The 22,090-nt window shown below is 68.8% G+C and carries 23 protein-coding genes; 10 read left to right on the top strand and 13 right to left on the bottom strand.

Annotation, left to right across the window (positions count from 1 at the left end; genetic code table 11):
• Position 1 precedes the first annotated feature (1 nt).
• Positions 2 to 514 carry an outer membrane protein assembly factor BamE gene (locus ASF44_RS19075; protein WP_200930626.1) on the bottom strand — a complete coding sequence of 171 codons (513 nt, stop codon included), beginning with the start codon at positions 512 to 514 and terminating at the stop codon, positions 2 to 4.
• Positions 515 to 554: 40 nt separating this feature from the next.
• On the opposite strand from ASF44_RS19075, the gene ASF44_RS19070 reads away from it, so the two are divergent.
• Together ASF44_RS19070 and ASF44_RS19065 are read left to right on the top strand one after the other, a co-directional pair.
• A complete protein-coding gene (locus tag ASF44_RS19070; RefSeq protein ID WP_056900792.1) occupies positions 555 to 761 on the top strand; it encodes a DUF3460 family protein in 207 nt (68 codons plus the stop codon).
• 66 nt (positions 762 to 827) lie between these two features.
• Positions 828 to 1,628 (top strand): ScpA family protein, encoded by an 801-nt coding sequence (locus ASF44_RS19065; protein WP_082524898.1) that lies wholly within the window; start codon positions 828 to 830, stop codon positions 1,626 to 1,628.
• A gap of 1 nt (position 1,629) precedes the next feature.
• Here the strand turns inward: ASF44_RS19065 and ASF44_RS19060 are convergent, their stop codons facing one another.
• The 4 genes from ASF44_RS19060 to ASF44_RS19045 all read right to left on the bottom strand — a co-directional run bounded on the left by ASF44_RS19060 (position 1,630) and on the right by ASF44_RS19045 (position 3,859).
• Positions 1,630 to 2,622 (bottom strand): NAD(P)H-dependent glycerol-3-phosphate dehydrogenase, encoded by a 993-nt coding sequence (locus ASF44_RS19060; protein ID WP_056900790.1) that lies wholly within the window; start codon positions 2,620 to 2,622, stop codon positions 1,630 to 1,632.
• 5 nt (positions 2,623 to 2,627) lie between these two features.
• Complete coding sequence (secB, locus tag ASF44_RS19055) at positions 2,628 to 3,101, bottom strand: protein-export chaperone SecB (protein WP_056900789.1); 474 nt, start codon at positions 3,099 to 3,101, stop codon at positions 2,628 to 2,630.
• A gap of 87 nt (positions 3,102 to 3,188) precedes the next feature.
• On the bottom strand, positions 3,189 to 3,449 hold the full coding sequence (gene grxC / locus ASF44_RS19050; protein WP_056900788.1) for a glutaredoxin 3: 261 nt from the start codon (positions 3,447 to 3,449) through the stop codon (positions 3,189 to 3,191).
• Positions 3,449 to 3,859 carry a rhodanese-like domain-containing protein gene (locus ASF44_RS19045; RefSeq protein ID WP_056900787.1) on the bottom strand — a complete coding sequence of 137 codons (411 nt, stop codon included), beginning with the start codon at positions 3,857 to 3,859 and terminating at the stop codon, positions 3,449 to 3,451. The genes grxC and ASF44_RS19045 overlap by 1 nt, the downstream gene beginning before the upstream one ends.
• 126 nt (positions 3,860 to 3,985) lie before the next feature.
• Between ASF44_RS19045 and gpmA the strand changes: the two genes are divergently transcribed.
• The 3 genes from gpmA (at position 3,986) to ASF44_RS19030 (ending at position 7,097) form a co-directional block, all read left to right on the top strand.
• The gene (gene gpmA, locus ASF44_RS19040) at positions 3,986 to 4,732 is read left to right on the top strand and encodes a 2,3-diphosphoglycerate-dependent phosphoglycerate mutase (protein ID WP_056900786.1); all 747 of its coding nucleotides are present in this window, start codon (positions 3,986 to 3,988) and stop codon (positions 4,730 to 4,732) included.
• A 113-nt stretch (positions 4,733 to 4,845) separates the two neighbouring features.
• Positions 4,846 to 6,282, top strand: coding sequence for a S41 family peptidase (locus ASF44_RS19035; RefSeq protein ID WP_056900785.1), 1,437 nt, complete (start codon positions 4,846 to 4,848; stop codon positions 6,280 to 6,282).
• 65 nt (positions 6,283 to 6,347) lie between these two features.
• Entirely contained in the window at positions 6,348 to 7,097 is a 750-nt protein-coding gene (locus tag ASF44_RS19030; RefSeq protein WP_056900784.1) for a molybdopterin-synthase adenylyltransferase MoeB, read from the top strand.
• A 1-nt stretch (position 7,098) separates the two neighbouring features.
• Here the strand turns inward: ASF44_RS19030 and ASF44_RS19025 are convergent, their stop codons facing one another.
• Positions 7,099 to 7,593 carry a thermonuclease family protein gene (locus ASF44_RS19025; RefSeq protein ID WP_235579270.1) on the bottom strand — a complete coding sequence of 165 codons (495 nt, stop codon included), beginning with the start codon at positions 7,591 to 7,593 and terminating at the stop codon, positions 7,099 to 7,101.
• A 65-nt stretch (positions 7,594 to 7,658) separates the two neighbouring features.
• On the opposite strand from ASF44_RS19025, the gene ASF44_RS19020 reads away from it, so the two are divergent.
• From ASF44_RS19020 to ASF44_RS19010, 3 genes are all read left to right on the top strand, one after another.
• Positions 7,659 to 9,368 carry a SulP family inorganic anion transporter gene (locus ASF44_RS19020; protein WP_056900835.1) on the top strand — a complete coding sequence of 570 codons (1,710 nt, stop codon included), beginning with the start codon at positions 7,659 to 7,661 and terminating at the stop codon, positions 9,366 to 9,368.
• A gap of 105 nt (positions 9,369 to 9,473) precedes the next feature.
• On the top strand, positions 9,474 to 10,244 hold the full coding sequence (locus tag ASF44_RS19015; protein ID WP_369820941.1) for a GGDEF domain-containing protein: 771 nt from the start codon (positions 9,474 to 9,476) through the stop codon (positions 10,242 to 10,244).
• 10 nt (positions 10,245 to 10,254) lie between these two features.
• Complete coding sequence (locus tag ASF44_RS19010; RefSeq protein ID WP_056900783.1) at positions 10,255 to 11,082, top strand: MinD/ParA family protein; 828 nt, start codon at positions 10,255 to 10,257, stop codon at positions 11,080 to 11,082.
• Between the two features lie 42 nt (positions 11,083 to 11,124).
• On the opposite strand, the gene ASF44_RS19005 is transcribed toward ASF44_RS19010, so the two are convergent.
• From ASF44_RS19005 to ASF44_RS31210, 7 genes are read right to left on the bottom strand one after another with little or no spacing between them, the layout of a single operon-like run.
• Positions 11,125 to 11,949 (bottom strand): DUF429 domain-containing protein, encoded by an 825-nt coding sequence (locus tag ASF44_RS19005; RefSeq protein ID WP_056900782.1) that lies wholly within the window; start codon positions 11,947 to 11,949, stop codon positions 11,125 to 11,127.
• Between the two features lie 17 nt (positions 11,950 to 11,966).
• On the bottom strand, positions 11,967 to 12,383 hold the full coding sequence (locus tag ASF44_RS19000) for a type IV pilin protein (RefSeq protein ID WP_056900781.1): 417 nt from the start codon (positions 12,381 to 12,383) through the stop codon (positions 11,967 to 11,969).
• A gap of 14 nt (positions 12,384 to 12,397) precedes the next feature.
• Positions 12,398 to 15,883 (bottom strand): pilus assembly protein, encoded by a 3,486-nt coding sequence (locus ASF44_RS18995; protein ID WP_056900780.1) that lies wholly within the window; start codon positions 15,881 to 15,883, stop codon positions 12,398 to 12,400.
• Between the two features lie 12 nt (positions 15,884 to 15,895).
• On the bottom strand, positions 15,896 to 16,594 hold the full coding sequence (locus ASF44_RS18990) for a PilX N-terminal domain-containing pilus assembly protein (RefSeq protein WP_056900779.1): 699 nt from the start codon (positions 16,592 to 16,594) through the stop codon (positions 15,896 to 15,898).
• A 14-nt stretch (positions 16,595 to 16,608) separates the two neighbouring features.
• Positions 16,609 to 17,430, bottom strand: coding sequence for a PilW family protein (locus ASF44_RS18985; protein ID WP_056900778.1), 822 nt, complete (start codon positions 17,428 to 17,430; stop codon positions 16,609 to 16,611).
• Positions 17,427 to 18,074 carry a type IV pilus modification protein PilV gene (pilV, locus tag ASF44_RS18980; RefSeq protein WP_056900777.1) on the bottom strand — a complete coding sequence of 216 codons (648 nt, stop codon included), beginning with the start codon at positions 18,072 to 18,074 and terminating at the stop codon, positions 17,427 to 17,429. Before pilV ends, ASF44_RS18985 begins: the two co-directional genes overlap by 4 nt.
• Positions 18,068 to 18,601, bottom strand: coding sequence for a GspH/FimT family pseudopilin (locus ASF44_RS31210; RefSeq protein WP_156374588.1), 534 nt, complete (start codon positions 18,599 to 18,601; stop codon positions 18,068 to 18,070). Before ASF44_RS31210 ends, pilV begins: the two co-directional genes overlap by 7 nt.
• Positions 18,602 to 18,830: 229 nt before the next feature.
• On the opposite strand from ASF44_RS31210, the gene ASF44_RS18970 reads away from it, so the two are divergent.
• Together ASF44_RS18970 and arfB are read left to right on the top strand one after the other, a co-directional pair.
• Entirely contained in the window at positions 18,831 to 21,683 is a 2,853-nt protein-coding gene (locus ASF44_RS18970; RefSeq protein ID WP_056900775.1) for an aconitate hydratase, read from the top strand.
• Positions 21,684 to 21,688: 5 nt separating this feature from the next.
• Entirely contained in the window at positions 21,689 to 22,087 is a 399-nt protein-coding gene (arfB, locus tag ASF44_RS18965) for an alternative ribosome rescue aminoacyl-tRNA hydrolase ArfB (protein WP_369820940.1), read from the top strand.
• Positions 22,088 to 22,090: the final 3 nt, after the last annotated feature.

Raw genomic sequence — 22,090 nt, 5'->3', positions numbered from 1 at the left:
CCTACTGCACCTTGTTCTCGGACGCTTCGGGGTCCGGCCGGCTGCCGGTGCGCAGCACCCGGTAGTCGCGGTTGAAGCTGACCTCGAACAGCATGGAGCGGTTGGGCGCGTCCAGGTAGCGCCAGTCGTAGACCACCTCGCGCTGCAGGTCGTAGGGCGTGATGCGGCGCGGCTTGCCCAGCAGCTTGCGCACGTCCTCCATCATCATGCCGGACTGGACCTTGGCGAAGTTCTCGGGCGTCAGCACCTGGCGCAACGCGCTCATCTTGCCGTCGGGACCGATGGTGATCATGTAGTTGCGGTGGCCGGCCGGCTGGCGGCTGTACTCGAAGGTGCGGCCACCGCCGGGTGCGTCCCAGATCTTCTCGGGCTCGCCGAACTGCTTGCGCACGTCGGCTTCGGTGGCCACGCCCTCCTCCAGCGCATCGATGCGCTGCGGGTCGCAGGCCAGCAAAACAGAGCCCGCCCATACCGCCGCAGCCAGCCGCGCCACCAGATTCCATCGCGCCGCCATGCTGCCCCCTTAAAATCCGCGCCTTCGAAAGGTTCAGTGTATGTCCATCTTCCGCCGCCCTGACTACAAGTCCGAAGCCACCCAGTTCATCGACCAGCTGAAGGCCCAACAGCCCGACCTGGAAGCGCGCCAGCGTGCCGGCCGCGCCCTGCTGTGGGACAAGGCGGTCGACCGCAGCGTCTGGACGCAGTTCCGCCAGGGCCAGGTGGCGCAGAAGCCCTACGTCTACCAGACCGACAACAACTGACGTCCGCAGGCACCACGCCGCGTGGAGTCCAAACTGCTGCCGCCCGCCCATGGCGAGGCCGCGCCCATGCCGGAGGTGGTGGACCAGGTCGCGCTGGCGCGCCTGTACGGCGAGCCGCTGTTCGCCATCCCGCAGGATCTGTACATCCCGCCGGACGCGCTGGAGGTCTTCCTGGAGGCCTTCGAAGGCCCGCTGGATCTGCTGCTCTACCTGATCCGCAAGCAGAACTTCAACATCCTCGACATTCCCATGGCTGCCGTCACGCGGCAGTACCTGGCGTATGTGGACGAGATCCGCACGCGCAACCTCGAACTGGCGGCCGAGTACCTGCTCATGGCGGCCATGCTGATCGAGATCAAGTCGCGCATGCTGCTGCCGCCCAAGAAGGCGGCCGAGGGCGAGGAGCCCGAAGACCCGCGCGCCGAGCTGGTGCGCCGCCTGCTCGAGTACGAGCAGATGAAGCTGGCCGGCGCGCGCCTGAACGCGTTGCCGCAGTTCGGCCGCGATTTCCTCAAGGCCCAGGTCTACATTGAGCAATCGCTGCAGCCGCGCTTTCCCGATGTGCACCTGGTGGACCTGCAAGAGGCCTGGCGCGACATCCTCAAGCGCGCCAAGCTCGTGCAGCACCACAAGATCACCCGCGAAGAGCTTTCGGTGCGCGACCACATGACCCAGGTGCTGCGCATCCTGCAGGGGCGCAAGTTCGTCGAGTTCGAGGAACTGTTCAACCCCGAGAAGGGCGCGACGGTGCTGGTCGTGACCTTCATCGCGCTGTTGGAACTGGGCAAGGAGACGCTGGTGGAGATCGTGCAGGCCGAGGCCTTCGCACCCATCTACGTGCGCCTGGCCTACACCGCCACCAACTGACTTACACCCCGTCGGCGGCCGGCTCGCGGCCCATCAGCGCGGCCACGGCCTGCTGGGGCTGCAACTGGCCATCGAGCAGGGCCAGTACGCTCTCGGCGATCGGCATCTGCACGCCCAGCGCGCGTGCGCGCTGCACCACGGTGCGCGCGCTGTAAACGCCTTCGGCCACGTGGCCGAGCGAGGCCACAGCCTCGTCCAGCCGCATGCCGCGGGCCAGCAGCAGGCCCACCTTGCGGTTGCGGCTGAGGTCGCCGGTGGCCGTCAACACCAGGTCGCCCAGGCCCGACAGGCCCATGAAGGTCTCGGTCCGCGCACCCAGCGCCAGGCCCAGCCGCGTCATCTCGGCCAGCCCGCGCGTGACCAGCGCCGCCCGCGCATTGAGCCCCAGCGAGAGGCCGTCGCACAAACCGGTGGCGATCGCCAGCAAATTCTTGACCGCGCCGCCCACCTCCACCCCCGGCACGTCGTCGCTGCTGTAGACGCGCAACGTCGGGCCATGGAAGGCCTGGACCAGGCGCTCGCGCAGCGCCGCATCGGCACTGGCGGCGACCAGCGCGGTCGGCTGGCCGGCGGCGACTTCCTGCGCGAAGCTGGGGCCGCTCAGCACACCGAAGGGCGCGTCGCCGGCCACGGCATGGTGGATTTCATGGCCCAGCAGGCCGGCCCCCCCGGCCTCGAAGCCCTTGCAGAGCCAGGCCAGCGGCCGGCCCAGCGGCGCCAGCTCGGCCAGCATGGGCCGCAGTGCCGCCATGGGCGTCGCGATGACGAGAAGGTCCTGGCCGGCGCACAGCGGCGCCAGCGGCCCATCGACCAGTTGCAGCGGCGCCGGCAGCGGCGCGTCCGGCAGGTAGCGGGCGTTGACGCGTTGCACGCGCATCTGCGCCGCCTGCGCCGCGTCGCGCGCCCACAGGGTCACGGAGCGGCCCGGCAGGCGGCTGGCATGCACGGCCAGTGCCGTGCCCCAGGCGCCCGCGCCCAGCACGGCGATCTGCATGGGGCTTATTGGAGGGCCGGCGCTGCGCCGTTGGCGGCGGTGGCCTGTTGCGCCTGCTGCTGCTCGTACATGGCCTGGAAGTTGATCTCGGCCAGGTGCACGGGCGGGAAGCCGGCGCGCTGCACCAGGTCGGCCACGTTGCCGCGCAGGTAGGGGTAGACGATCTGCGGGCAGGCGATGCCCATGATGGCGCCCATCTGGTCTTGCGGCAGATTGCGGATCTCGAAGATGCCGGCCTGCTTGGCTTCGACCAGGAACACCGTCTTGTCGCCGCCCACGCGCGTGTGCACGGTGGCGGTGACGGTGACCTCGTAGATGCCGTCGGCCACGTTGTTGCCGTCCACGCCCAGCTGGATGTCGACCTGCGGCTGCTCCTGCTGCAGCAGGATGGCCGGCGAGTTGGGCTGCTCCAGCGAGGCTTCCTTCAGGTAGATGCGCTGGATCTGGAACACGGGAGCTTGGTCTTGGGTCTCGGCCATGGAGGTCTTTCGGGTGTCAAAAAAAGCCCGCCGGGGATGCGTCCGCGGCGGGCGGCAGTCAGCCGGCGATTATGGCCGAGCGCTGTGTCAGCTCGCCTGCAGCAGCGGCACCAGGCCGCCGCGGCTGTCCAGTGCGATCAGGTCGTCGCAACCGCCCACATGGGTGTCGCCCACGAAGATCTGCGGGACGGTGCGCCGGCCGGTGAGTTCCATCATCTTCATGCGCTCGGCCGGGTCGGTGTCGACGCGGATCTCCTCGATCTGCTCGACGCCCTTGGCCTTGAGCACCTGCTTGGCGCGGATGCAGTAGGGGCACACCGCGGTGGTGTACATGCGCACGGCCTGCATCAGGCTTTCTCCACCGGCAGGCCGGCGTCGCGCCAGCCCTTCATGCCGCCGGCCACGGCCTGCGCCTTCTCGTAGCCCAGCTTCTTGGCGGCCGCGACGGCGCGGTTGGCGCGCGCGCCCGTGGGGCAGACCAGCAGCAGCGGCAGCCCCTTGTTCTTGACCACGCCGGCCAGCTTGGTGTCGATCTGGCCGAAAGGCACGTTCTTGGCACCGACCACGTGGCCGGTGGCGAATTCAGCCTCCTCGCTCACATCCACCACCACCGCCTTTTCGCGGTTGATCAGTTGCACGGCACCGGCCGGCGTCAATGCGGAGGCGCCGGCGGCACCGGAGACCATGGGCCACAGCAGCAGGCTGGCGGAGGCCAGCGCCACGGCGAACAGCATCCAGTTGTCGATCACGAAATTCATGCGGAAGGCTTTCTCGTTGGGACCGCAGCCGATCTGGCGGGCGGGTCGGCGATTCTAAAATGCCTGGGTTTCGGCCCGCTGCGCGTGCCGGCCCAAGTCCCTCTCGCTCTCCAAACCTTGACCACCATGCACAAACTCGTCCTGATCCGCCACGGCGAATCGACCTGGAACCTCGAAAACCGATTCACCGGCTGGACCGACGTGGACCTCACGGAAACCGGCGTCGAACAGGCCAAGACCGCCGGCCGCCTGCTGCGCGCCGAAGGCTATGAGTTCGACGTGGCCTACACCAGCGTGCTCAAGCGCGCGACGCGCACGCTGTGGCACACGCTGGACGAGATGGACCGCACCTGGCTGCCCGTGGTGCACAGCTGGCGCCTGAACGAACGCCACTACGGCGCGCTGCAGGGCCTCAACAAGGCCGAGACCGCCAAGCAATACGGCGACGAGCAGGTGCTGGTCTGGCGCCGCAGCTACGACACGCCGCCGCCGGCGCTGGAGCCGACCGACCCGCGCAGCGAGCGCGGCGACCTGCGCTACGCCAGGCTCGCGCCCGAGCAGATTCCGCTGACCGAGTGCCTGAAGGACACCGTGGCCCGCGTGCTGCCGTTCTGGAACGAGGCCATGGCGCCTGCCATCCAGTCCGGCCGCCGCGTGGTGGTGGCCGCCCACGGCAACTCGATCCGCGCGCTCGTGAAGTACCTGGACGGCATCTCCGACCAGGACATCGTGGGCCTGAACATTCCCAACGGAATTCCGCTGGTTTACGAGCTGGACGCCGGGCTCAAGCCGATCCGCCACTACTATCTGGGCGACGCCGAAGCCGCCGCGCGCGCCGCTGCCGCGGTGGCAGCGCAGGGCAAGAAGGCCTGATTCCCGTGAACGGCCTGTAAAGGCCGAAAATTCTCCGCTGTTTCAGCGGAACCGGCCCGCGATCCGGCATTCCAATCGCATATTTGTCGGAACCTGTCTGGGGATTGCTCGCTATGGGTCAGAAACTGAAGATCGCAGGCTGGGTGGCAGCCGGTGCCCTTGCAGGGGCCATGACCACCGTGTCCCTGCAGACCGTGGCGCGTGGCGCCATGGCACCCTTGCCGCTGGAAGAGCTGCAGCAACTGGCCGCCGTCTTCGGCATGGTCAAGAGCGACTATGTCGAGCCGGTGGACGAGAAGAAGCTCATCAGCGACGCCATCTCCGGCATGGTCGCCAGCCTGGACCCGCACTCGCAGTACTTCGACAAGAAGTCCTTCAAGGAATTCCGCGAGGGCACGACGGGCCGTTTCGTCGGCGTGGGCATCGAGATCACGCAGGAAGACGGCCTGGTCAAGGTGGTCTCGCCGATCGAGGGCTCGCCGGCCTTCCGCGCTGGCCTGAAGCCGGGCGACCTGATCACCAAGATCGACGACACGGCCGTCAAGGGCCTGTCGCTCAACGACGCCGTCAAGCGCATGCGCGGCGAGCCCAACACCAAGGTCGACCTGACCATCTTCCGCAAGGACGAGAGCCGCACCTTCCCGGTCTCGATCACGCGCGAGGAAATCCGCACCCAGTCGGTCAAGGGCAAGGTCGTGGAGCCGGGCTACGCCTGGATCCGCCTGAGCCAGTTCCAGGACCGCACGGTCGACGACTTCACGCGCAAGCTCGAAGAGATCTACAAGCAGGAGCCCAACCTCAAGGGCCTGGTGCTCGACCTGCGCAACGACCCGGGCGGCCTGCTCGATGCGGCCGTGGCCGTCTCCAGCGCCTTCCTGCCCGAGGGCGTGACGGTGGTCTCGACCAACGGACAGTTGGCCGACAGCAAGTTCACCTACAAGGCGGCGCCCGAGTACTACCTGCGCCGCGGCGGCGCCGATCCGCTCAAGCGCCTGCCGGCCGCGCTCAAGAACGTGCCCATCGTGGTGCTGGTCAACGAGGGTTCGGCCTCGGCCAGCGAGATCGTGGCCGGTGCGCTGCAGGACCACAAGCGCGCCACCATCATGGGCAGCCAGACCTTCGGCAAGGGCTCGGTGCAGACCGTGCGCCCGTTGGGTCCGGACACGGGCCTGAAGCTCACCACGGCGCGCTACTACACGCCGAGCGGCAACTCGATCCAGGCCAAGGGCATCGTGCCCGACGTGATGGTCGACGAGACCGAGGAAGGCAGCCCGTTCGCCGCCCTGCGCACGCGCGAGGCCGACCTGGAAAAGCACCTGAACAGCGGCCAGGGCCCCGAGGTCAAGGACGCGGCGCGCGAGAAGGCACGCGAGGAAGCCCGCAAGCGCCTGGAAGAGGAAGCCAAGAAGCCGGTGGCCGAACGCCGCCCGCCCGAGTTCGGTTCCGACAAGGACTTCCAGCTCGCCCAGGCCATCAGCCAGCTCAAGGGTGGCCCGGTGCTGGTCAGCAAGACCCTGGTCGAGCGCCCGGCGGAGAAGAAGGAGAACTGATCTCCGCAAGGCCGCATGCCAAGCCCCGCGATGCGGGGCTTTTTCTTGGGCACCACAATCCGCACATGACCGACGACCAGCTCCTGCGCTACTCGCGCCACATCCTGCTCGACGAGATCGGCATCGAAGGCCAGCAGCGCCTGCTCGATGCGCACGCCCTCGTCGTCGGTGCCGGCGGGCTGGGCTCGCCGGTGGCGCTGTACCTGGGCAGCGCCGGCGTGGGCCGCATCACCCTGGTCGACGATGACCAGGTCGATCTGACCAACCTGCAGCGCCAGATCGCCCACAACATGGCGCGGCTAGGGCAGCCCAAGACGGCGTCGGCACGTGCGGCCATCGCCGCGCTGAACCCCGAGGTGGTGGTGGAAACGGTCGCGCAGCGCGCCGATGCCGCGCTGCTGGACCGGCTGGTTGCCCAGGCCGACGTGGTGCTGGACTGCAGCGACAACTTCGCCACGCGCCAGGCCGTGAACGCGGCCTGCGTGCGGCACGGCCGGCCCTTGGTCTCGGGCGCGGCGATCCGCTTCGACGCCCAGCTGGCGGTGTTCGATCCGCGCGACGCCGCCTCGCCGTGCTATGCCTGCGTCTTTCCGCCCGACAGCGCGCCCGAGGAAGTGCGCTGCGCCACCATGGGCGTGCTGGCGCCGCTGGTCGGTGTGGTCGGCAGCCTGCAGGCGGTGGAGGCGCTGAAGCTGCTCAGCGGCGCCGGCCCTTCGCTGGCCGGCCGCCTGATGATGCTGGATGCGCGTCAGCTGGAATGGACCACGCTGCGCGTGGCCCGGCAGCCGCATTGCCCGGTCTGCGGCCCGCGCTGAATCACGGCGTGCACGGGCCGTGCTGGCGGCGGAAGGCATAGGGCCGCAGCGCCTGGCTGTCGGCGAACAGGCCGAGCCGGGCCGACCGGGCCGCACGCTCCTCGCGCGCGTAAGGTCCCGGGCTGCGCCTGTAGCGGTAAGACCAGGCATGACCTTCGCGCACCAGCAGCCCGCCCAGGTCCTGCCCGCCGACGAACAGGCGCGCGAGCAGGCGGTCGTAGTCGTCGCGCTGCAGCGGTTCCACCAGCACCGGACGGTGCAACACCTGCAGCAGCAGCGCGTCCCGGGCTTCGCGCCCGTGGGCCTGGCACAGTTCCGGCGCGTCAATGCCGTGCAGCCGGATCTTGCGCGGCGCACCACCAGCGGCGGGCCGCACCCACAGCGTATCGCCGTCGCTGACATGGCTGACGGTGCCGGACCAGCCGGCGGGCCTGGGCGCCGCGGTGCAGGCCAGGCAGGCGAAGGCGCACAGCAACGCGGCGGGGATGCGGAACACGGCAGAGCGGCAGTGAGGACGATGGGAGAATGCGGGCCGCCCGACTCTGCGGGCAGCCCTGGATGATGCCCGAACAGCCGCAACCGTCCCCGCGCCACGCCTGGCGCCGTTTCTTCCCCTTTCTGTCCTGGCCGCGGCCCGACCGTGCCACGCTGCAAGGCGAAGCCCTCGCCGGCCTGACGGTCGGCATGATGGTCATTCCCCAGGGCGTGGCCTATGCCGCGCTGGCCGGCATGCCGCTGGTGACCGGCATCTACGCCTCGCTGCTGCCGGCGCTGATCGCCGTGCTCTTCTCGGCCTCCACGCGGCTGTCGGTCGGCCCGACTGCGCTGAGCTGCCTGCTGATCGCCGCCTCGCTGTCCGGCATGGCCCCGCCAGGCAGCCCGCAGTGGGTGAACCTCGCGGTGTGGCTGGCGCTGCTGTCGGGACTGCTGCAGGTGGTGCTGGGCCTGGCGCGGTTCGGCTGGCTGCTCAACGTGGTCAGCGCGCCGGTGCTGATGGGCTTCACGCAGGCCGCGGCCGTGCTGATCCTGCTGTCCCAGCTGGGCGACCTGCTGGGCCTGCCCCACGGCTGGCGTGCCGCCCAGGCGCTGCAGCAGCAGAACCCGGGCGCGACGCTGTTCGGCATCGGATCGCTGGCGCTGCTGCTGCTGTCGCGCCGGCTCTCGCCCAGGCTGCCGGCCGTGGTGCTGGTGGTGCTGGCCGCCGCGGCCATCAGCTGGACCATCGGTTTCGAGGCCGCGGGCGGCGGTGTCGTTGGCGCTTTGCCGGCCGGCATGCCGCAGCTGTACCTGCCGCAATGGCCGGGCTGGCAGGACTTCAGCCGGCTGCTGGTGCCGGCACTGGTGATCACGCTGATCAGCTTCCTGGAAACCGCGTCCAGCGCCAAGGTGGACAGCCAGAAGGGCGGCCAGCGCTGGGACCAGGACCAGGACCTGATCGGCCAGGGCCTGGCCAAGCTGGCGTCCGGCGTGTCCGGCGCGTTCCCCACCAGTTCGTCGTTCTCGCGCTCGGCACTGAATCTCTATGCCGGCGCCCGCACCGGCTGGGCCACCGTGGCTTCGGTCGTGGTGGTGCTGGTGGCCCTGGTGTGGCTCACGCCCCTGCTGCACCCTGTGCCGCAGGCGGTGCTGGCGGCCATCGTCGTGGCCGCGGTGATGGGCCTCGTCAAGCCGGCCGCGTTCGTGCAGCTGTGGCGGGTGTCGCGCGTGGAAGCCGTCACGGCCGGCGTGACCTTCGGCGTGACGGTGCTCTCGGCGCCGGCGCTGTACTGGGGCGTGATCGCCGGCCTGCTGATGAGCCTGTCGCACTTCCTGTACCTGCGGCTGCACCCGCGAATCATCGAGATCGGCCTGCACCCGGACGGCAGCCTGCGCGACCGCCACCTCTGGCATCTGCCTCCCCTGGCGCCCCGGCTGTGTGCGCTGCGCATGGATGGCGGGCTGGACTTCGCCTCTGCCAACGCCTTCGAGCGCGCCGTGCTGGAGCAACTGGCCGCGCATCCGGACGTGCGCCATGTCTGCGTGTTCGCGTTGTCCATCAACCACATCGATGCCACCGGCGTCGAGATGTTCAGCCAGCTGCGCAAGGGGCTGCGCGAACGCGGCATCTGCCTGCACATCGCCGGCATGAAGCTGCCGGTCGAGCGCGTGCTGCTGCGGGCCGGCGAACTGCCGGCAACCGGCGCCACGGCCGATCCGCTGCTGCGCCTGTACCGCACCGACGCCGAGGCGCTGGCCGCGTTCCGGCATCCGGGCATGCAGGCGCCAGCCTGAAACGCGGGGCCATTCGCTTGCTTTTCCAGCGTTCGGCATGGCCGCGCCACAGCGCCAGGCCCCACCTGCGCTGGTAAACTGCCGCGGTTCAACACACACCCATCCGTGATCCATCCGGCCCCGTCCAACCTGGTCGACCTGCACAAGTTGCGTCTGGATGCCGCGTGCGCACTGCTGGCCCGCGCAGGCATGGCGCAGCTGCCGCCCGCCGATGGCGACGCAACCGTCTACCTGCAGGCGGTGCTCGATGGCCTCAACGAACTGTCGCTGAAGGACGCGCTGACCGGCCTGTCCAACCGGCGCCAGCTCGAGCATGTGCTGGAAGCCGAGATCGACCGCGTGGCGCGCTCGGGCGAAGCAGCGCTGCTGCTGATGCTGGACATCGACCACTTCAAGTCCGTCAACGACAACTACGGCCACATGGCCGGCGACCAGGTGCTGCAGGCGGTGGCGCAGGCGCTGGCCGGCTGCATCCGGCCGATGGACACCGCCGCACGCTACGGTGGCGAAGAGTTCGCCGTCGTGCTGCCCAGCTGCCAGCCGGCCTTCGGCCAGGTGGTGGCGGAACGCATCCGCCGCACCATCGAGGCCACGCCGATCCGGGTGTCGCCCAGCGTGGACCTGCGCGTGACCGTCAGCATCGGCGGCGCGTTCGCACTGCAGTGGATCCGATCCACCACCGAGTTGTGGATCGACCGCGCGGACCAGCAGCTCTACGTCGCCAAGACCGGCGGACGCAACCGCCTGTGCCTGGAAGAACAACCCGACAGTACCGTCAGCGCGGAGGAAAAACACTTGCTGTTCGGCCATCTGGCCGCCGCAGATCCTGCCTGGATCGACATGAGTTCTGGCGTCGCCTCTGGCGGCGCTGTGTAAGAGGAACACGATGAGCGATCCCTCCACCCCCAAGTCCGTACCGCCGGCACTCGGCGCCAGGGTCCTGGCCGTCACCAGCGGCAAGGGCGGCGTGGGCAAGACCTTTCTTTCGGCCAACCTGGCCGCCGCCCTGGCGCGACGCGGCCAGCGCGTGCTGGTGCTGGACGCCGACCTGGGCCTGGCCAACCTGGACGTGGTGCTCAACCTGCATCCCAAGATCACGCTGCACGACGTGTTCACCGGCAAGGCCACCATCGCCGAGGCCATCGTCAAGGCCCCGGGTGGCTTCTCGGTGCTGCTGGCCGGCTCGGGCATGGTCGAGTATTCGCGCCTGACGCCCGAGGTACGCGACGAGTTCCTCGGCGTCATCCGCAGCGTGATGCCCAACTACGACGTGCTGCTGCTGGACACCGGCGCCGGCATCTCCGACGTGGTGCTGTTCGCGGTGTCGCTGGCCTCCGAGGTGGTGGTCGTGGCCACGCCCGAGCCCACTTCGCTGACCGACGCCTATGCCGCCATCAAGGTGCTGGCCACCCAGCACAAGCGCCAGCATGTGCGCGTGGTCATCAACCAGACCGCGCGTCCCGGCGACGGCCGGGCCATCACCTCGCAGCTGCAGCAGGTGCTAGACCGCTTCGTGACCGGCGCCACCGGCCGCTCCGTGCGCCTGATCCACCTGGGCGACATCCCGGCCGACCCGACCGTGCGCGAGGCCGTGATGCGGCGCCAGCTGCTGATGGTCAGCGCGCCAGGCAGCGCCGCCGCCATGGCGGTGACCGAACTGGCACGCAAGCTCGACGAGACGGTGATCTCCCGCGCCGACAGCGCCACCGGCTGAGGCCGCGGCGCTCCCGCACCGCGTGCGGGTCGTCCTGCCCGGTCATGCGGTCAGGATCCATCCTTCCAGCGGGTCGCAGTCAGCCGGCATGCCGAAGCGGGGATCGCCGGCCGCGTGCTGGCCTTGCGCCCAGCCGGCCTGCACCATGCACAGCGTGGCGTCGAGCAGGTCGCCGCTGGCATCGTCCACCATCGCTGCGTGCAGCGCTGGCGCCGCCACCAGCCGCAGGCCCAGCCGGCGCGCGCCCTCGCCCGCGCACAGTGCGGCCATCAGGTCGGCACGCGCCTGGTGGCGCGCAGGCGTCTGGCGCTTCGGATCGTCGCTCTTGTAGCTGCGCCGCCCACCCAGCGCCTCGCGCGCCAGCAAGCCCGGATACGCCTCCAGCGCCACGCGCCGCCCATCCCCATCGGCCAGGCCCGGCAGGTGCACGCCGGCCGCACGCAACAAGGGCACACCGGCATGCAGCATCCAGGCGACCGGCGGGTTGACCCATTTCATCGAAGGGCTGGCACCGGCCGGGCCGTCGGTGGCGCGGTGGGCAAACTTGCCACCGACCGAACGACCGGCGCAGAACGCCTGGAACAGGGCGCGCAGTTGCGCCCGCGTGAAACCGGCGTAGTGCGCCATGCAGGCAGCCCAATCGGTCGGCCAGCCCAGCGCCAGCACCAGTTCGCGCGGCAGGCCGAACGGCAGGTCGAAGCCGCCGACCCAGTCGCCGGGCTGCGCCAGCCAGGCGCCGAAGTCCGGGAGGGCCGTGAAACGCTCAAAGCGCTCGAGGTGGACGGCGCTGCCGTGCAGGCGGCCAAGCGCCAGCACGATGGGTTTGCGGCGCGTGGGGCTGCTGCTGAAGTCGCAGCCCAGCAGCATCGGGGGAGAGAAGGCGGTCAGCGGTTCCAGCAGTTCTGGACCGTCTCGGTGTTGTTGGTCAGGCCGCGTGCACCGGTGTGGGTCAGCGTGTAGTTCCCACACTTGTCGCCGGCCTGTGCCCCTTGGCGTGTGGCAGTCAAGGTGAAGCTGGCGCCATCCGTCGACACCAGCCCGATCAGGTAACGGCCGGAGGGTACGCGGGTGAGATTGGCCGGAAAGTCCGCCGCCAGCGGATAAGTTCCCTTGGCCGTGGCCGCGCGCTCCATCCACTGTGCGGCCTGCTGCAGGCCCGAGCGCGCCTCCGCGCGGGCACCGCGCCGGATGTACTCGCTGTAGCTGGGCAGCGCCACGGCCGCCAGGATGGCCACGATGGCCACGACCACCATCAGTTCGATCAAGGTGAAGCCGCGCATGCCGCGCCGGCGGTGGGCCATGGGATTCGGTCGGGTCATTGCAGTTGGCGCCAGGTCGGGCGCAGCGGGAGTTCCGGCAGGCGTTGCAGCCTGTCTGTCTTGCCGTCGGAGCCGATGCGGTCCTGCTTGGTTTTGGTGGTCACGCGGTTCTCGGCCGACGCCGCTGCCATGCGCGAGACGCCTCCGTCGGCCGACAGGCTGTACGCGCCGTCGCCATTGGAATCCATCACCTGCACGCTGGGGGCCTTGCCGTCCATGATGTTGACCAAGGTGCGGTAGGTGCGCGCCTCCGTGATCGGGGCCGTGCAGCTCTCCACCGTGAGATTGCTGCCCACCGCCGGCACCACCGACATCAGCTCGATGATGTTGCTGTCGTCGTAGAAGGTCAGCGGTGCCAGTACACGCTCTCCGCTCTCGGGAAGGTTCATGTACCAGCCCTTGGTTGTCCCGTCGGCGTAGGTCACCGTCTTCTGGGTCACGGTCCAGAAATCCCGGCCCAGGCTGGCGGCGGCGCCCGCGATCTTGCTGTTCGTGTTCACGCTCTGCTGCACGAGCTTGGAAACGCCCGAACCCACAGCAGCCGGCGTGACCGCGTCAGTATCCACGGCCACATATTGCTTGCTGGAGACGTTGACGAGCTTGTAGCGCGTGTTGTCCAACACCGAATAAATGCTCTGCACGGAGGTGTCGCTACGGTCTGCCTCGGTCAGGTTGCGCCCCGTCCCGAAGGCCACCATCAGGCCGACCACGCCGCGCTCGTTGGAACGCACCACGGGCGGCGCGGTGATGGGTTGTGCCTGCGACGTGCTGGCACCCGGCGCGGTGTAGGTGGCGCTGTACAGCGGCAGCGGCGTGCTCGACGTACCGAACGAGACCTTCCACTCGCTGGCCGTGGCCGACATCACGTCGAACTTCCACATGTTGCCGCGCAAGTCACCGGCATAGATGACGTCGGGCGTGCCATTGCCGTCGATGTCCACCAGGCGCGGGGCCGACAGCCCGTTGCTTGCGCCGGTGGTGCTGCTGGCCACGATCTTCAGCAGCGACCTGTCGCCGTCCAGGTACTGAATCAGCAGCACCGGCCGTTCGTTGGTGCTGTTGTAGCCGTTGCCCGACACCAGCGCCCAGCGGCCGTTGTTCATGCGCACGATCTGCGTGGACTTCTGCGTGTTGCCATCTTCCACCACAGGGTTGACCATGATGTGGCCGATGTCCGCGTCCTCCGTCGTCGCGCCAGCCACCGAGGTCTTGTCCATGACCACCAGGCTCGCCGCGTTCGACTTGGCGAAGTTGGTGGGCACCGTCGTGCCGGTCGCCGCGCTCTTGCTGCCGGGTTTGGTCACGTCCAGCACGAAATAGCCCTTGCCGCCAGCGCCCAGCGTGCCGACCAGCAGCGTGCGCCACTCCTTGGAGGCGCCTGCCGACGGCTCGATGTACGCATCGCCGCTGAACGGCGAGCCATCCACGTAGTAGCGGTGCGAATAGGTCGTGCGCGTGAGGTCGGCCAGGTTGGCGATCACGCCCTTGGGCACGTAGGCGATCTTCTCCGTGCCGTCCTCGCCAGAGAAGCCATGCAGCATGCCATCGTTGCCGCCCACGTAGACCATGGGCAGGCGCTCGGCATGGGTCTTGGCGAAGGCGGGGTACTGGTCGAAGCCGTAGTTGCCGACGGGGTCGGCGACATACCACAGCGTGGAGTTGACGATGTCCCCCTGGCGCGATGTGCGGCTGCGCAACGTGGTGTCGGTGTAGGTGGTGGTGTCGCCGCGCAGGAAGTTCAGCCGGCGCTGGCCGACGGTGTCGCTGACGGTACCGGTTCCTTCGCTCTTGATGAGGTTCTTTTGCGCAGTGCTCAGGTAGCTTTCGTCCGCGGCCCATTCGAACGACTTGCCGCCGCCGGCGGTGCCCGCCAGATCGCTCCAGGTCAGGATCAGCCGGCTGGCGATCTGGGCGTTCGTCAGCGCGTCGAGCTTGTCCGCCGTCGTGCTGGGGGAGGTCGCGCCACCGCCGCGGGGACTGGTGCCCCACGTGCTGTCGGGCGTCGACGTGACCTTGCCATCGCTGTCCTGGCGCAGCGTGTTGGCACGCACGTAGCCGGTCCAGTTCGCGGCCTCGTAGCCGGATGTGAACTGCGTGGTGGGCGACCGCGCGACGGACGTGGAAGCGCTGGCGAAGCTGGTGATCGGCGTGCTGTTGTCCTTGATGATCTCGGCCAGGATGCTGGTGAACGCCGACAGCATGGCGTCGTTGCTCGCCGTGGCGATGAACCGGCCACGGCTGTTGATGGCGGCATGCCACAGCTCGACCTTGCGCGCTTCGCCGTTGGTCGTTGCCGCATCGTTGATGTTGCTGCTGTCCGTCAGCGTCACACGGCCATTGTTCATGGGGTCCGGCCACAGCTTGGTGCCGGCCACCAGGGCATTGAGCGAACTCTTGTCGCTGAACATGTCGTTGGAGTCGATATCCCAAACCGGGAAAGCAGCGTAGCTGCCGGTGGTATTCCACTCCGCCGCATCGCCGAAGCCGACCGTGTACATCGTCATGTGCTGCCAAGTGGCCGGGTCGTTCCTGGGGTTCCAATAGGGCGGCAACGTCACCGTGCCATAGGTTCCCGATGGCATGTCCTGCGGCTTGGTCTTGACCTGGTTGTAACCGCGTCCGGTCAGGTCGGTGGCCCAGTAATAGAACGCCAGGTCGCTCAGCGTGCTGACGGGCTTGGTGACGCCGTTCTGCGTGATGTTCTTGCCGGTGTTTTCGCCACGGTACAGGCGCGTGTTCGGGCTGGTCGCGTCGTACACCGTGCCATCGGGCAGCGTGCTCGTCGTGCCGTCGAAGTTCGGGACCGTGGTCGGACGCGCCACCGAAATCGTCGAGCTGAGTTCGAAGTTCCAGCCGCCGTCGGTCATCAGCACGTTGTAGGCCCGCCGGCAGCTCAGAAAGGGTTCTCCCACGCTGCCCGGCACCGACGCCCAAGGACTGCTGACGTTGGTCGTCTTGTTGATCAGGTAGTCTCCCGCGGCAATCACCGCGTGGTGCGTGGGCGTGGTGCCAGTGGTGTGCAACGAGTTGGGCGTGTTCGCCGGTGCGCCCGGCACGCCAACCCAGCTCAAGAAATTCGCACGGTGCGTGGCATCCAGCACGCGGACCGCGTTCAGGCTGTTACAACCGCCGTCGGACGCAGGAATGGCGCGGCAGCCATTCATGCTGTTCCAGCCCAGGCGGATCGCGCCGTCGGGGATGACCTGCGTATTGGCATCGAACAAGGTGCGCAAGGCGGTCTTCAGCGCGTAGATGCGCGAACTGGGCTTGGTCTCGTCCTGCCTGCTACCGCCGTCGTCGTAGAAGGCCATCGAGCCCGAATTGTCGATCGTCAGGATCACGTTCGGCGCCGGCGCCCGCCACGCCGACCCGGCCGGAAACTGCGCCAGCGACAACTGCGCGGCGGTCGCCGCCGGCGGCGCGGCGATCGCGCAGACGAGTACGCCGGCCAGGGTTCGCGTGGTAATGGAATGTGGACGCATGGGCCTACCTCTTCAGTTCCTCAGCTTCTGCCGCGCCAGGGTGGATTGCAGCACGACTTGCGTGCGCGGCTTGAGCCCGCGCGCGAGGGCGGTGATGCGGTAGACCACGTTGGGGTTCAGGTTCAGGTCCATCTTGTCGCGCCCCGCGAGCAGGCCGGGCGGCGTGGTGTCGTAGGGCATCACCTCGACCCAGTACCAGGCGCCCTGGTCGCTCACCACGGTCGTGAGCAGCGGATTGGCGGCGGCCTTGCTGTTGCCAGGCAGCACCGCGCCGGTGTACTGGCCATAGCGGGCGCCCACCAGCAACATCGGATCGAGCGTCGCCTTGGAGGCCCAGAAATCCTGCGCGCCGGTGCGCTTCTGGCAGATGCCGTCCTTGCAGCGCGTGTCCGCCGCATCCAACGCGCCCAGCAGTTTGCCAAGATCCTTGGTCTCCACGATGAAAGCCACCGTCGGGTCCTGGCGGCACACTTTCGTATCGGCGGTCGGAATGCAGGCCGTGCCATCGGGCCGTTCGCCGCGGATGTCCAGTTCGGCGTCCTGCAACATGGCCTGGGCAGCCTCGAAGGCCCGCTGGTAGTCGGCATCGTTGCCGACCAGCGTCTCGTTCACCAGCGAGGAGCGGAACGCCCACAGCGCCAGCAGCGACGACAGCAGCACGACGAGCATCACCACCAGCAGCGCGATGCCGCGCTGGCCCGTGCCGCCCATGGCGCGCGCGCGCCTCACCGCGCCACCCCCTGCGTGCGCAGCTGGAAGGTGTTGCGGAACACCATGTGCACGCGCTGCCCCATCGCCACCGAATTGCCGCTGCAGTTCACGAAGCTCGCGCTGGCCGTATCGAGAGGTGCTTCGCCCACGAGCTCGAAGCACACCTCCACCGCCACCACCGAAGGCCAGGCCGCGGCAGCGGTGGCGGCGTCGACCAGGCGCACCGTGGCGGCCCCGCCAGCGCCGGTGCCCTGCAGTTGGTAGCGCACCTGGAAATCCGCCACGTTGCCGATCACCGTCTGCTCCGTGCCGTCGGCACTGGTGCACCGCAGATCGCCGGTGGCCGCCCCGTCGGCCTTGACCAGCCGGAAATTGCTCTGGATGACGGTGGCCGATGGCTGGCGGCCCTGGCAGTCGAACAACAGCGACTGCGCGGTCGCGCCGGCCGACACCTGCTCGGTGTAGTTCTGGTAGCCCACGCTCAGCGGGAAATTGGCGGCAGATCCCAGCGTGCCGGTCGCGCGGCTGAAGCCGGTGTCGAACGCGACCGGATCGGCCGCGTTGAAGGTTTGCGGCGTCGACGCCGCCGCGGCCGGAATGGCATAGGCCAGGTTGAGCCGGATCGAGCCTGCCTGGCGCAGCTGCAGGCCGATCACCCGCAGGGCGTGGGCCGCCTGCTGCTGCATCTGGCTGGAATCGCTGACGGTGCCGGACACGCCGCGCGACACGAGCAGCGCCCCCAGCGCCACGGCCACCGTCATCAGGCCGAGCGACAGGCCGACCAGCAACTCGATGAGCGTGACGCCATGCTGCAGGGATCGCCGGCTCGCTCTCATGGGCAGATCGCCGTCGAGTTGGCGGCGCCGGACGAGTACGGCACGCAGCGCAACGTGGGCAGCACGTACTGCAGGTGGCAGATGCGGCCGGCCAGGCAGCTGACGGTGGTGCCGTCCTTGTCGACGCCGATGCCGGACAACCCGACCTGCGCGCGGTAGGCCGCGTCCTCGGCCTTGGCCGCGGTGCTGTCCGGGTTGTCGGAAACGCGCTCGTTCTCGCGCCAGCCGACCATCACGCCGAGCTGCGGGCGGGTATTCGTACCGGAGGTGTCCATCACGCGGAACACCGTCGCGTCGCCCAGCGGCAGGGTGGTGCCGACCGCCTGCTTCCACAGGAAAATGTCGCGCAACGCCAGGTCGGTGGACCCGCAACCGCTGCTGCAGTCGGGCAATTGGAACTTCACGTCGCCCCAGTCCACCACGTAGTTGCTCATCACTGCATCCGTCAGCGCGTTGGGGTTGGCGCGGATGCGCTCGTTCAAGTCCTCGATCAACCGCATCGCCTGTGCGCGGCGCACGGAGGTCTGCGTCTCCGTCAACGTGCGTAGCTGCACGCCCAGCACACCCAGCACGCCCAGCGCCACCACCACGATGGCGATCAGCGATTCGAGCAGGGTGAAGCCCCTGTGCCCGCGCCTCAGCACGAGACACTCCCGGCCAGCGCCCGGATGCGCCCACCGCCGCCGGCGCACACGGTGGTCTGCACGGTGGAACCGGCGCGTGTGGAGGCGAGCACGAAGCGGATGTTCCCCCCAGCGGTGGGCTCGCCCCAGCGCGAGAGCGCGAAGGATGCGCCAGCAGCATCCGCATTGGTGACGCTGACGCCGTTGGTGGGTGAGGAGATGCGCAGCGCCGTGCTGCCGTCGGACACCGTCCAGCCGCAGCGCCAATCCGCCGCACTCGTCGGCAACGCGCACTGCGCCGAGTCCGGCGTGCTGCGTGCCACGGACACATTGCCGCCCCGCTTGATCGCCTCCGAGCGCGCGAACGCGATGGTCGCCGTCATCTCTTCCACCGCCTGCCGCACGCGCCAGCGCTCGATGACCGGCACCATGCTGGGGCCGGCCAATGCAGCGAGGATGGCGAGGATCGCCACGACCACCATGAGTTCGAGCATGGTGAAGCCGCGGGCCGCAGGAATGGGTGAATGGCCACGGAATGGGCGAATCATGACTGGGTAGATGCTAAACGCCCCGCAGACCGAAACAAGCGTGTCGGCCGCAAGCCGCGTCGAGCGGCCCCCGGCGCGCGATGAGCGGTCACGCCTTCCACAGCCCCGCAACGGGCGTGCCAAATAGTTCACGCCGCTGCGGGTGTTACAGCCGGGGAGTACGATGCTGCGGCACCCGCCGCGGCATGCGGCGCCGCCCCACCACCCCATAGAAAACGGAGCATCCGGCATGGCCCACGCATTCGCGCGCACCCGAAAGAAGTTCACCACCGCGTCCGGCAAGACCGGGCAGTTCTACTCGCTGCCGGCCCTGGCCAAGGAATTCCCGCAGATCCGGCGGCTGCCGGTGTCGTTGCGCATCGTGCTCGAATCGGTGTTGCGCAACTGCGACGGCAAGCGCGTCGCCGAGGAACACGTGCACCAGTTGGCCAACTGGAGCGCCAAGGCCGAGCGCACGGACGAAATCCCCTTCGTGGTCTCGCGCGTGGTGCTGCAGGACTTCACCGGCGTGCCGCTGCTGGCCGACCTGGCCGCCATGCGCAGCGTGGCCGCCAAGCTGGACAAGCCCGTGGGCCGCATCGAGCCGCTGGTGCCGGTCGACCTCGTGGTCGACCACTCCATCATGGTCGACTACTACGGCCGCAAGGACGCGCTGGACCTCAACATGAAGCTCGAGTTCCAGCGCAACCGCGAGCGCTACGAGTTCATGAAGTGGGGCATGCAGGCCTTCAAGACCTTCGGCGTGGTGCCGCCCGGTTTCGGCATCGTGCACCAGGTGAACCTGGAGTACCTGGCGCGCGGCGTGCACAAGACCAAGGAAGACGTCTACTACCCCGACAGCCTGGTCGGCACCGACAGCCACACCACCATGATCAACGGCATCGGCGTGGTGGCCTGGGGCGTGGGCGGTATCGAGGCCGAGGCCGCCATGCTGGGCCAACCTGTCTATTTCCTGACGCCGGACGTGGTGGGCTTCGAGCTCACCGGCCGGCTGCGCGAGGGCGTGACCGCCACCGACCTCGTGTTGACGGTGACCGAGATCCTGCGCCGCCACAAGGTGGTGGGCAAGTTCGTCGAGTTCTTCGGCGAGGGCACGCGCACGCTGGCCCTGCCCGACCGCGCCACCATCGGCAACATGGCGCCCGAGTACGGCGCCACCATGGGCTTCTTCCCGGTGGACGAGAAGACCATCGAGTACTTCAAGGGCACGGGCCGCACCAAGGCCGAGATCGAGGCCTTCGAAGCCTACTTCCGCGCCCAGGGCCTGTTCGGCGTGCCGCTGGCCGGGGAGATCGACTACTCGCAGGTGGTCAAGCTCGACCTGGGCGACGTGACGCCCAGCCTGGCCGGCCCCAAGCGTCCGCAGGACCGCATCGAGCTGGGCCAGGTGGCCAGCCAGTTCAAGAGCCTGTTCTCCAAGCCCTCGGCCGAGAACGGCTTCAACCAGGCCGCCGCCGTGCTGGGCACGCGCCACCAGGTGCGCACCACCGAAGAGCCGCTGCTGGACAAGGTGCCCGAGACCCCGCCCACGCCCAGCGGCGCGGCGCTGACCGTGGCCGAGATGGAGGGCAACAAGTCCACCCTGTCCGCGGCAAAGAACGAAGTCTCGGCCGTGCTCAAGAAGGCACCCGAGATCACCATCGGCAACGGCGACGTGCTGATCGCCGCCATCACCAGCTGCACCAACACCTCTAACCCGAGCGTGCTGCTGGCCGCCGGCCTGCTCGCCAAGAAGGCCGTGGAGGCGGGCCTCAAGGTGCAGCCGCACATCAAGACCTCGCTGGCGCCCGGCTCGCGCATCGTCACCGAGTACCTGACCGAGACGGGCCTACTGCCCTACCTGGCCAAGCTCGGCTTCGCGCTGGCCGGCTACGGCTGCACCACCTGCATCGGCAATGCGGGCGACCTGACGCCCGAGCTCAACGAGGTCATCACCAAGAACGACCTGGTGTGCGCCGCCGTGCTCTCGGGCAACCGCAACTTCGAGGCGCGCATCCACCCCAACCTCAAGGCCAACTTCCTGGCCAGCCCGCCGCTGGTGGTGGCCTACGCGATCGCCGGCACGGTGATGCGCGACCTCATGACCGAGCCGGTCGGCAAGGGCAAGGGCGGCAAGGACGTCTACCTCGGCGACATCTGGCCGACCAGCGAGGAAGTGCACGCGCTGCTCAAGTTCGCCATGAACGGCAAGGCCTTCCGCGAGAACTACGCCAAGGTCAAGACCGAGCCCGGCAAGCTGTGGGAGAAGATCAAGGGCGTGGCCGGCGCCACCTACACCTGGCCTGCCAGCACCTACATCGCCGAGCCGCCCTTCTTCGCCGATTTCGCGCTGGAGCCGCCCGCAGCCGATGAAGCCGTGGCGGTGCGCGGCGCGCGCATCATGGCGCTGTTCGGCGACTCCATCACCACCGACCACATCTCGCCGGCCGGCTCGATCAAGGCCAGCGCACCGGCCGGCCTGTGGCTGCAGGAACACGGCGTGCAGAAGGCCGACTTCAATAGCTACGGCGCGCGCCGCGGCAACCACGACGTGATGATGCGCGGCACCTTCGCCAACGTGCGCATCAAGAACCTGATGATCCCGGCCGGTGCCGATGGCTCGCGCGAGGAAGGCGGCATGACGCTGTTCCAGCCGGGCGACCAGAAGATGCCGATCTACGACGCCGCGATGCAGTACATCGCCGCCGGCACGCCCACGGTGATCTTCGCCGGCGAGGAATACGGCACCGGCTCCAGCCGCGACTGGGCCGCCAAGGGCACGCAGCTCTTGGGCATCAAGGCCGTGGTGGCCAAGAGCTTCGAGCGCATCCACCGCAGCAACCTGGTCGGCATGGGCGTGCTGCCGCTGCAGTTCAAGCACGGCGAGAGCTGGGAGTCGCTGGGCCTGAAGGGCGACGAACAGATCGAGATCGTGCCCGCGGCCGACCTGGCGCCGCGCAGCAACGCCAGCCTGGTCATCGTGCGACCCGACGGCAGCCGGCACGAGACCGAGCTGACGCTGCGCATCGACACGCCGATCGAGGTCGACTACTACCGGCACGGCGGCATCCTGCCGTATGTGCTGCGGCAGCTGCTGGAGTGATCCGCGTGCTGGCCGTCGACGAATCGGAAGTGGAGGTCACGGCCATCCGCGCCCAGGGCGCGGGCGGACAGAATGTCAACAAGGTCTCGAGCGCGATCCACCTGCGCTTCGACATTCCCGCCTCGTCGCTGCCCGAGGACGTGAAGGAACGGCTGCTGGCCCTGCGCGACAGCCGCATCACGCAGGCCGGCGTGCTGGTCCTCAAGGCCCAGCAGCACCGCACGCAGGAGATGAACCGGCTGGACGCCTTCTCGCGCCTGCACGAGCTGGTGCAGAGCGTGGCGCGCCCGCCCCGTGTGCGCAAGCCGACCAAGCCCACCTTCGGCTCGCGCCAGCGGCGGCTCGAAGGCAAGAGCCACCGCTCCGAGATCAAGGCCGGCCGCGGCCGGGCCGGCCTGGAGTAGCGG

The sequence above is a fragment of the Pseudorhodoferax sp. Leaf274 genome, assembly GCF_001422445.1.
Classification (GTDB): domain Bacteria; phylum Pseudomonadota; class Gammaproteobacteria; order Burkholderiales; family Burkholderiaceae_C; genus Pseudorhodoferax.
Note: the sequence above shows the minus strand (reverse complement) of the source record. Positions and strands in the feature narration are given on the sequence as shown.

Coding starts and splice junctions, on each gene's coding strand:
- ASF44_RS19075 (WP_200930626.1), bottom strand. CDS start 514: ATGGCGGCGCGATGGAATCTGGTGGCGCGGCTGGCTGCGGCGGTATGG.
- ASF44_RS19070 (WP_056900792.1), top strand. CDS start 555: ATGTCCATCTTCCGCCGCCCTGACTACAAGTCCGAAGCCACCCAGTTC.
- ASF44_RS19065 (WP_082524898.1), top strand. CDS start 828: ATGCCGGAGGTGGTGGACCAGGTCGCGCTGGCGCGCCTGTACGGCGAG.
- ASF44_RS19060 (WP_056900790.1), bottom strand. CDS start 2,622: ATGCAGATCGCCGTGCTGGGCGCGGGCGCCTGGGGCACGGCACTGGCC.
- secB (WP_056900789.1), bottom strand. CDS start 3,101: ATGGCCGAGACCCAAGACCAAGCTCCCGTGTTCCAGATCCAGCGCATC.
- grxC (WP_056900788.1), bottom strand. CDS start 3,449: ATGCAGGCCGTGCGCATGTACACCACCGCGGTGTGCCCCTACTGCATC.
- ASF44_RS19045 (WP_056900787.1), bottom strand. CDS start 3,859: ATGAATTTCGTGATCGACAACTGGATGCTGTTCGCCGTGGCGCTGGCC.
- gpmA (WP_056900786.1), top strand. CDS start 3,986: ATGCACAAACTCGTCCTGATCCGCCACGGCGAATCGACCTGGAACCTC.
- ASF44_RS19035 (WP_056900785.1), top strand. CDS start 4,846: ATGGGTCAGAAACTGAAGATCGCAGGCTGGGTGGCAGCCGGTGCCCTT.
- ASF44_RS19030 (WP_056900784.1), top strand. CDS start 6,348: ATGACCGACGACCAGCTCCTGCGCTACTCGCGCCACATCCTGCTCGAC.
- ASF44_RS19020 (WP_056900835.1), top strand. CDS start 7,659: ATGCCCGAACAGCCGCAACCGTCCCCGCGCCACGCCTGGCGCCGTTTC.
- ASF44_RS19010 (WP_056900783.1), top strand. CDS start 10,255: ATGAGCGATCCCTCCACCCCCAAGTCCGTACCGCCGGCACTCGGCGCC.
- ASF44_RS19005 (WP_056900782.1), bottom strand. CDS start 11,949: ATGCTGCTGGGCTGCGACTTCAGCAGCAGCCCCACGCGCCGCAAACCC.
- ASF44_RS19000 (WP_056900781.1), bottom strand. CDS start 12,383: ATGGCCCACCGCCGGCGCGGCATGCGCGGCTTCACCTTGATCGAACTG.
- ASF44_RS18995 (WP_056900780.1), bottom strand. CDS start 15,883: ATGCGTCCACATTCCATTACCACGCGAACCCTGGCCGGCGTACTCGTC.
- ASF44_RS18990 (WP_056900779.1), bottom strand. CDS start 16,594: ATGGGCGGCACGGGCCAGCGCGGCATCGCGCTGCTGGTGGTGATGCTC.
- ASF44_RS18985 (WP_056900778.1), bottom strand. CDS start 17,430: ATGAGAGCGAGCCGGCGATCCCTGCAGCATGGCGTCACGCTCATCGAG.
- ASF44_RS31210 (WP_156374588.1), bottom strand. CDS start 18,601: ATGATTCGCCCATTCCGTGGCCATTCACCCATTCCTGCGGCCCGCGGC.
- ASF44_RS18970 (WP_056900775.1), top strand. CDS start 18,831: ATGGCCCACGCATTCGCGCGCACCCGAAAGAAGTTCACCACCGCGTCC.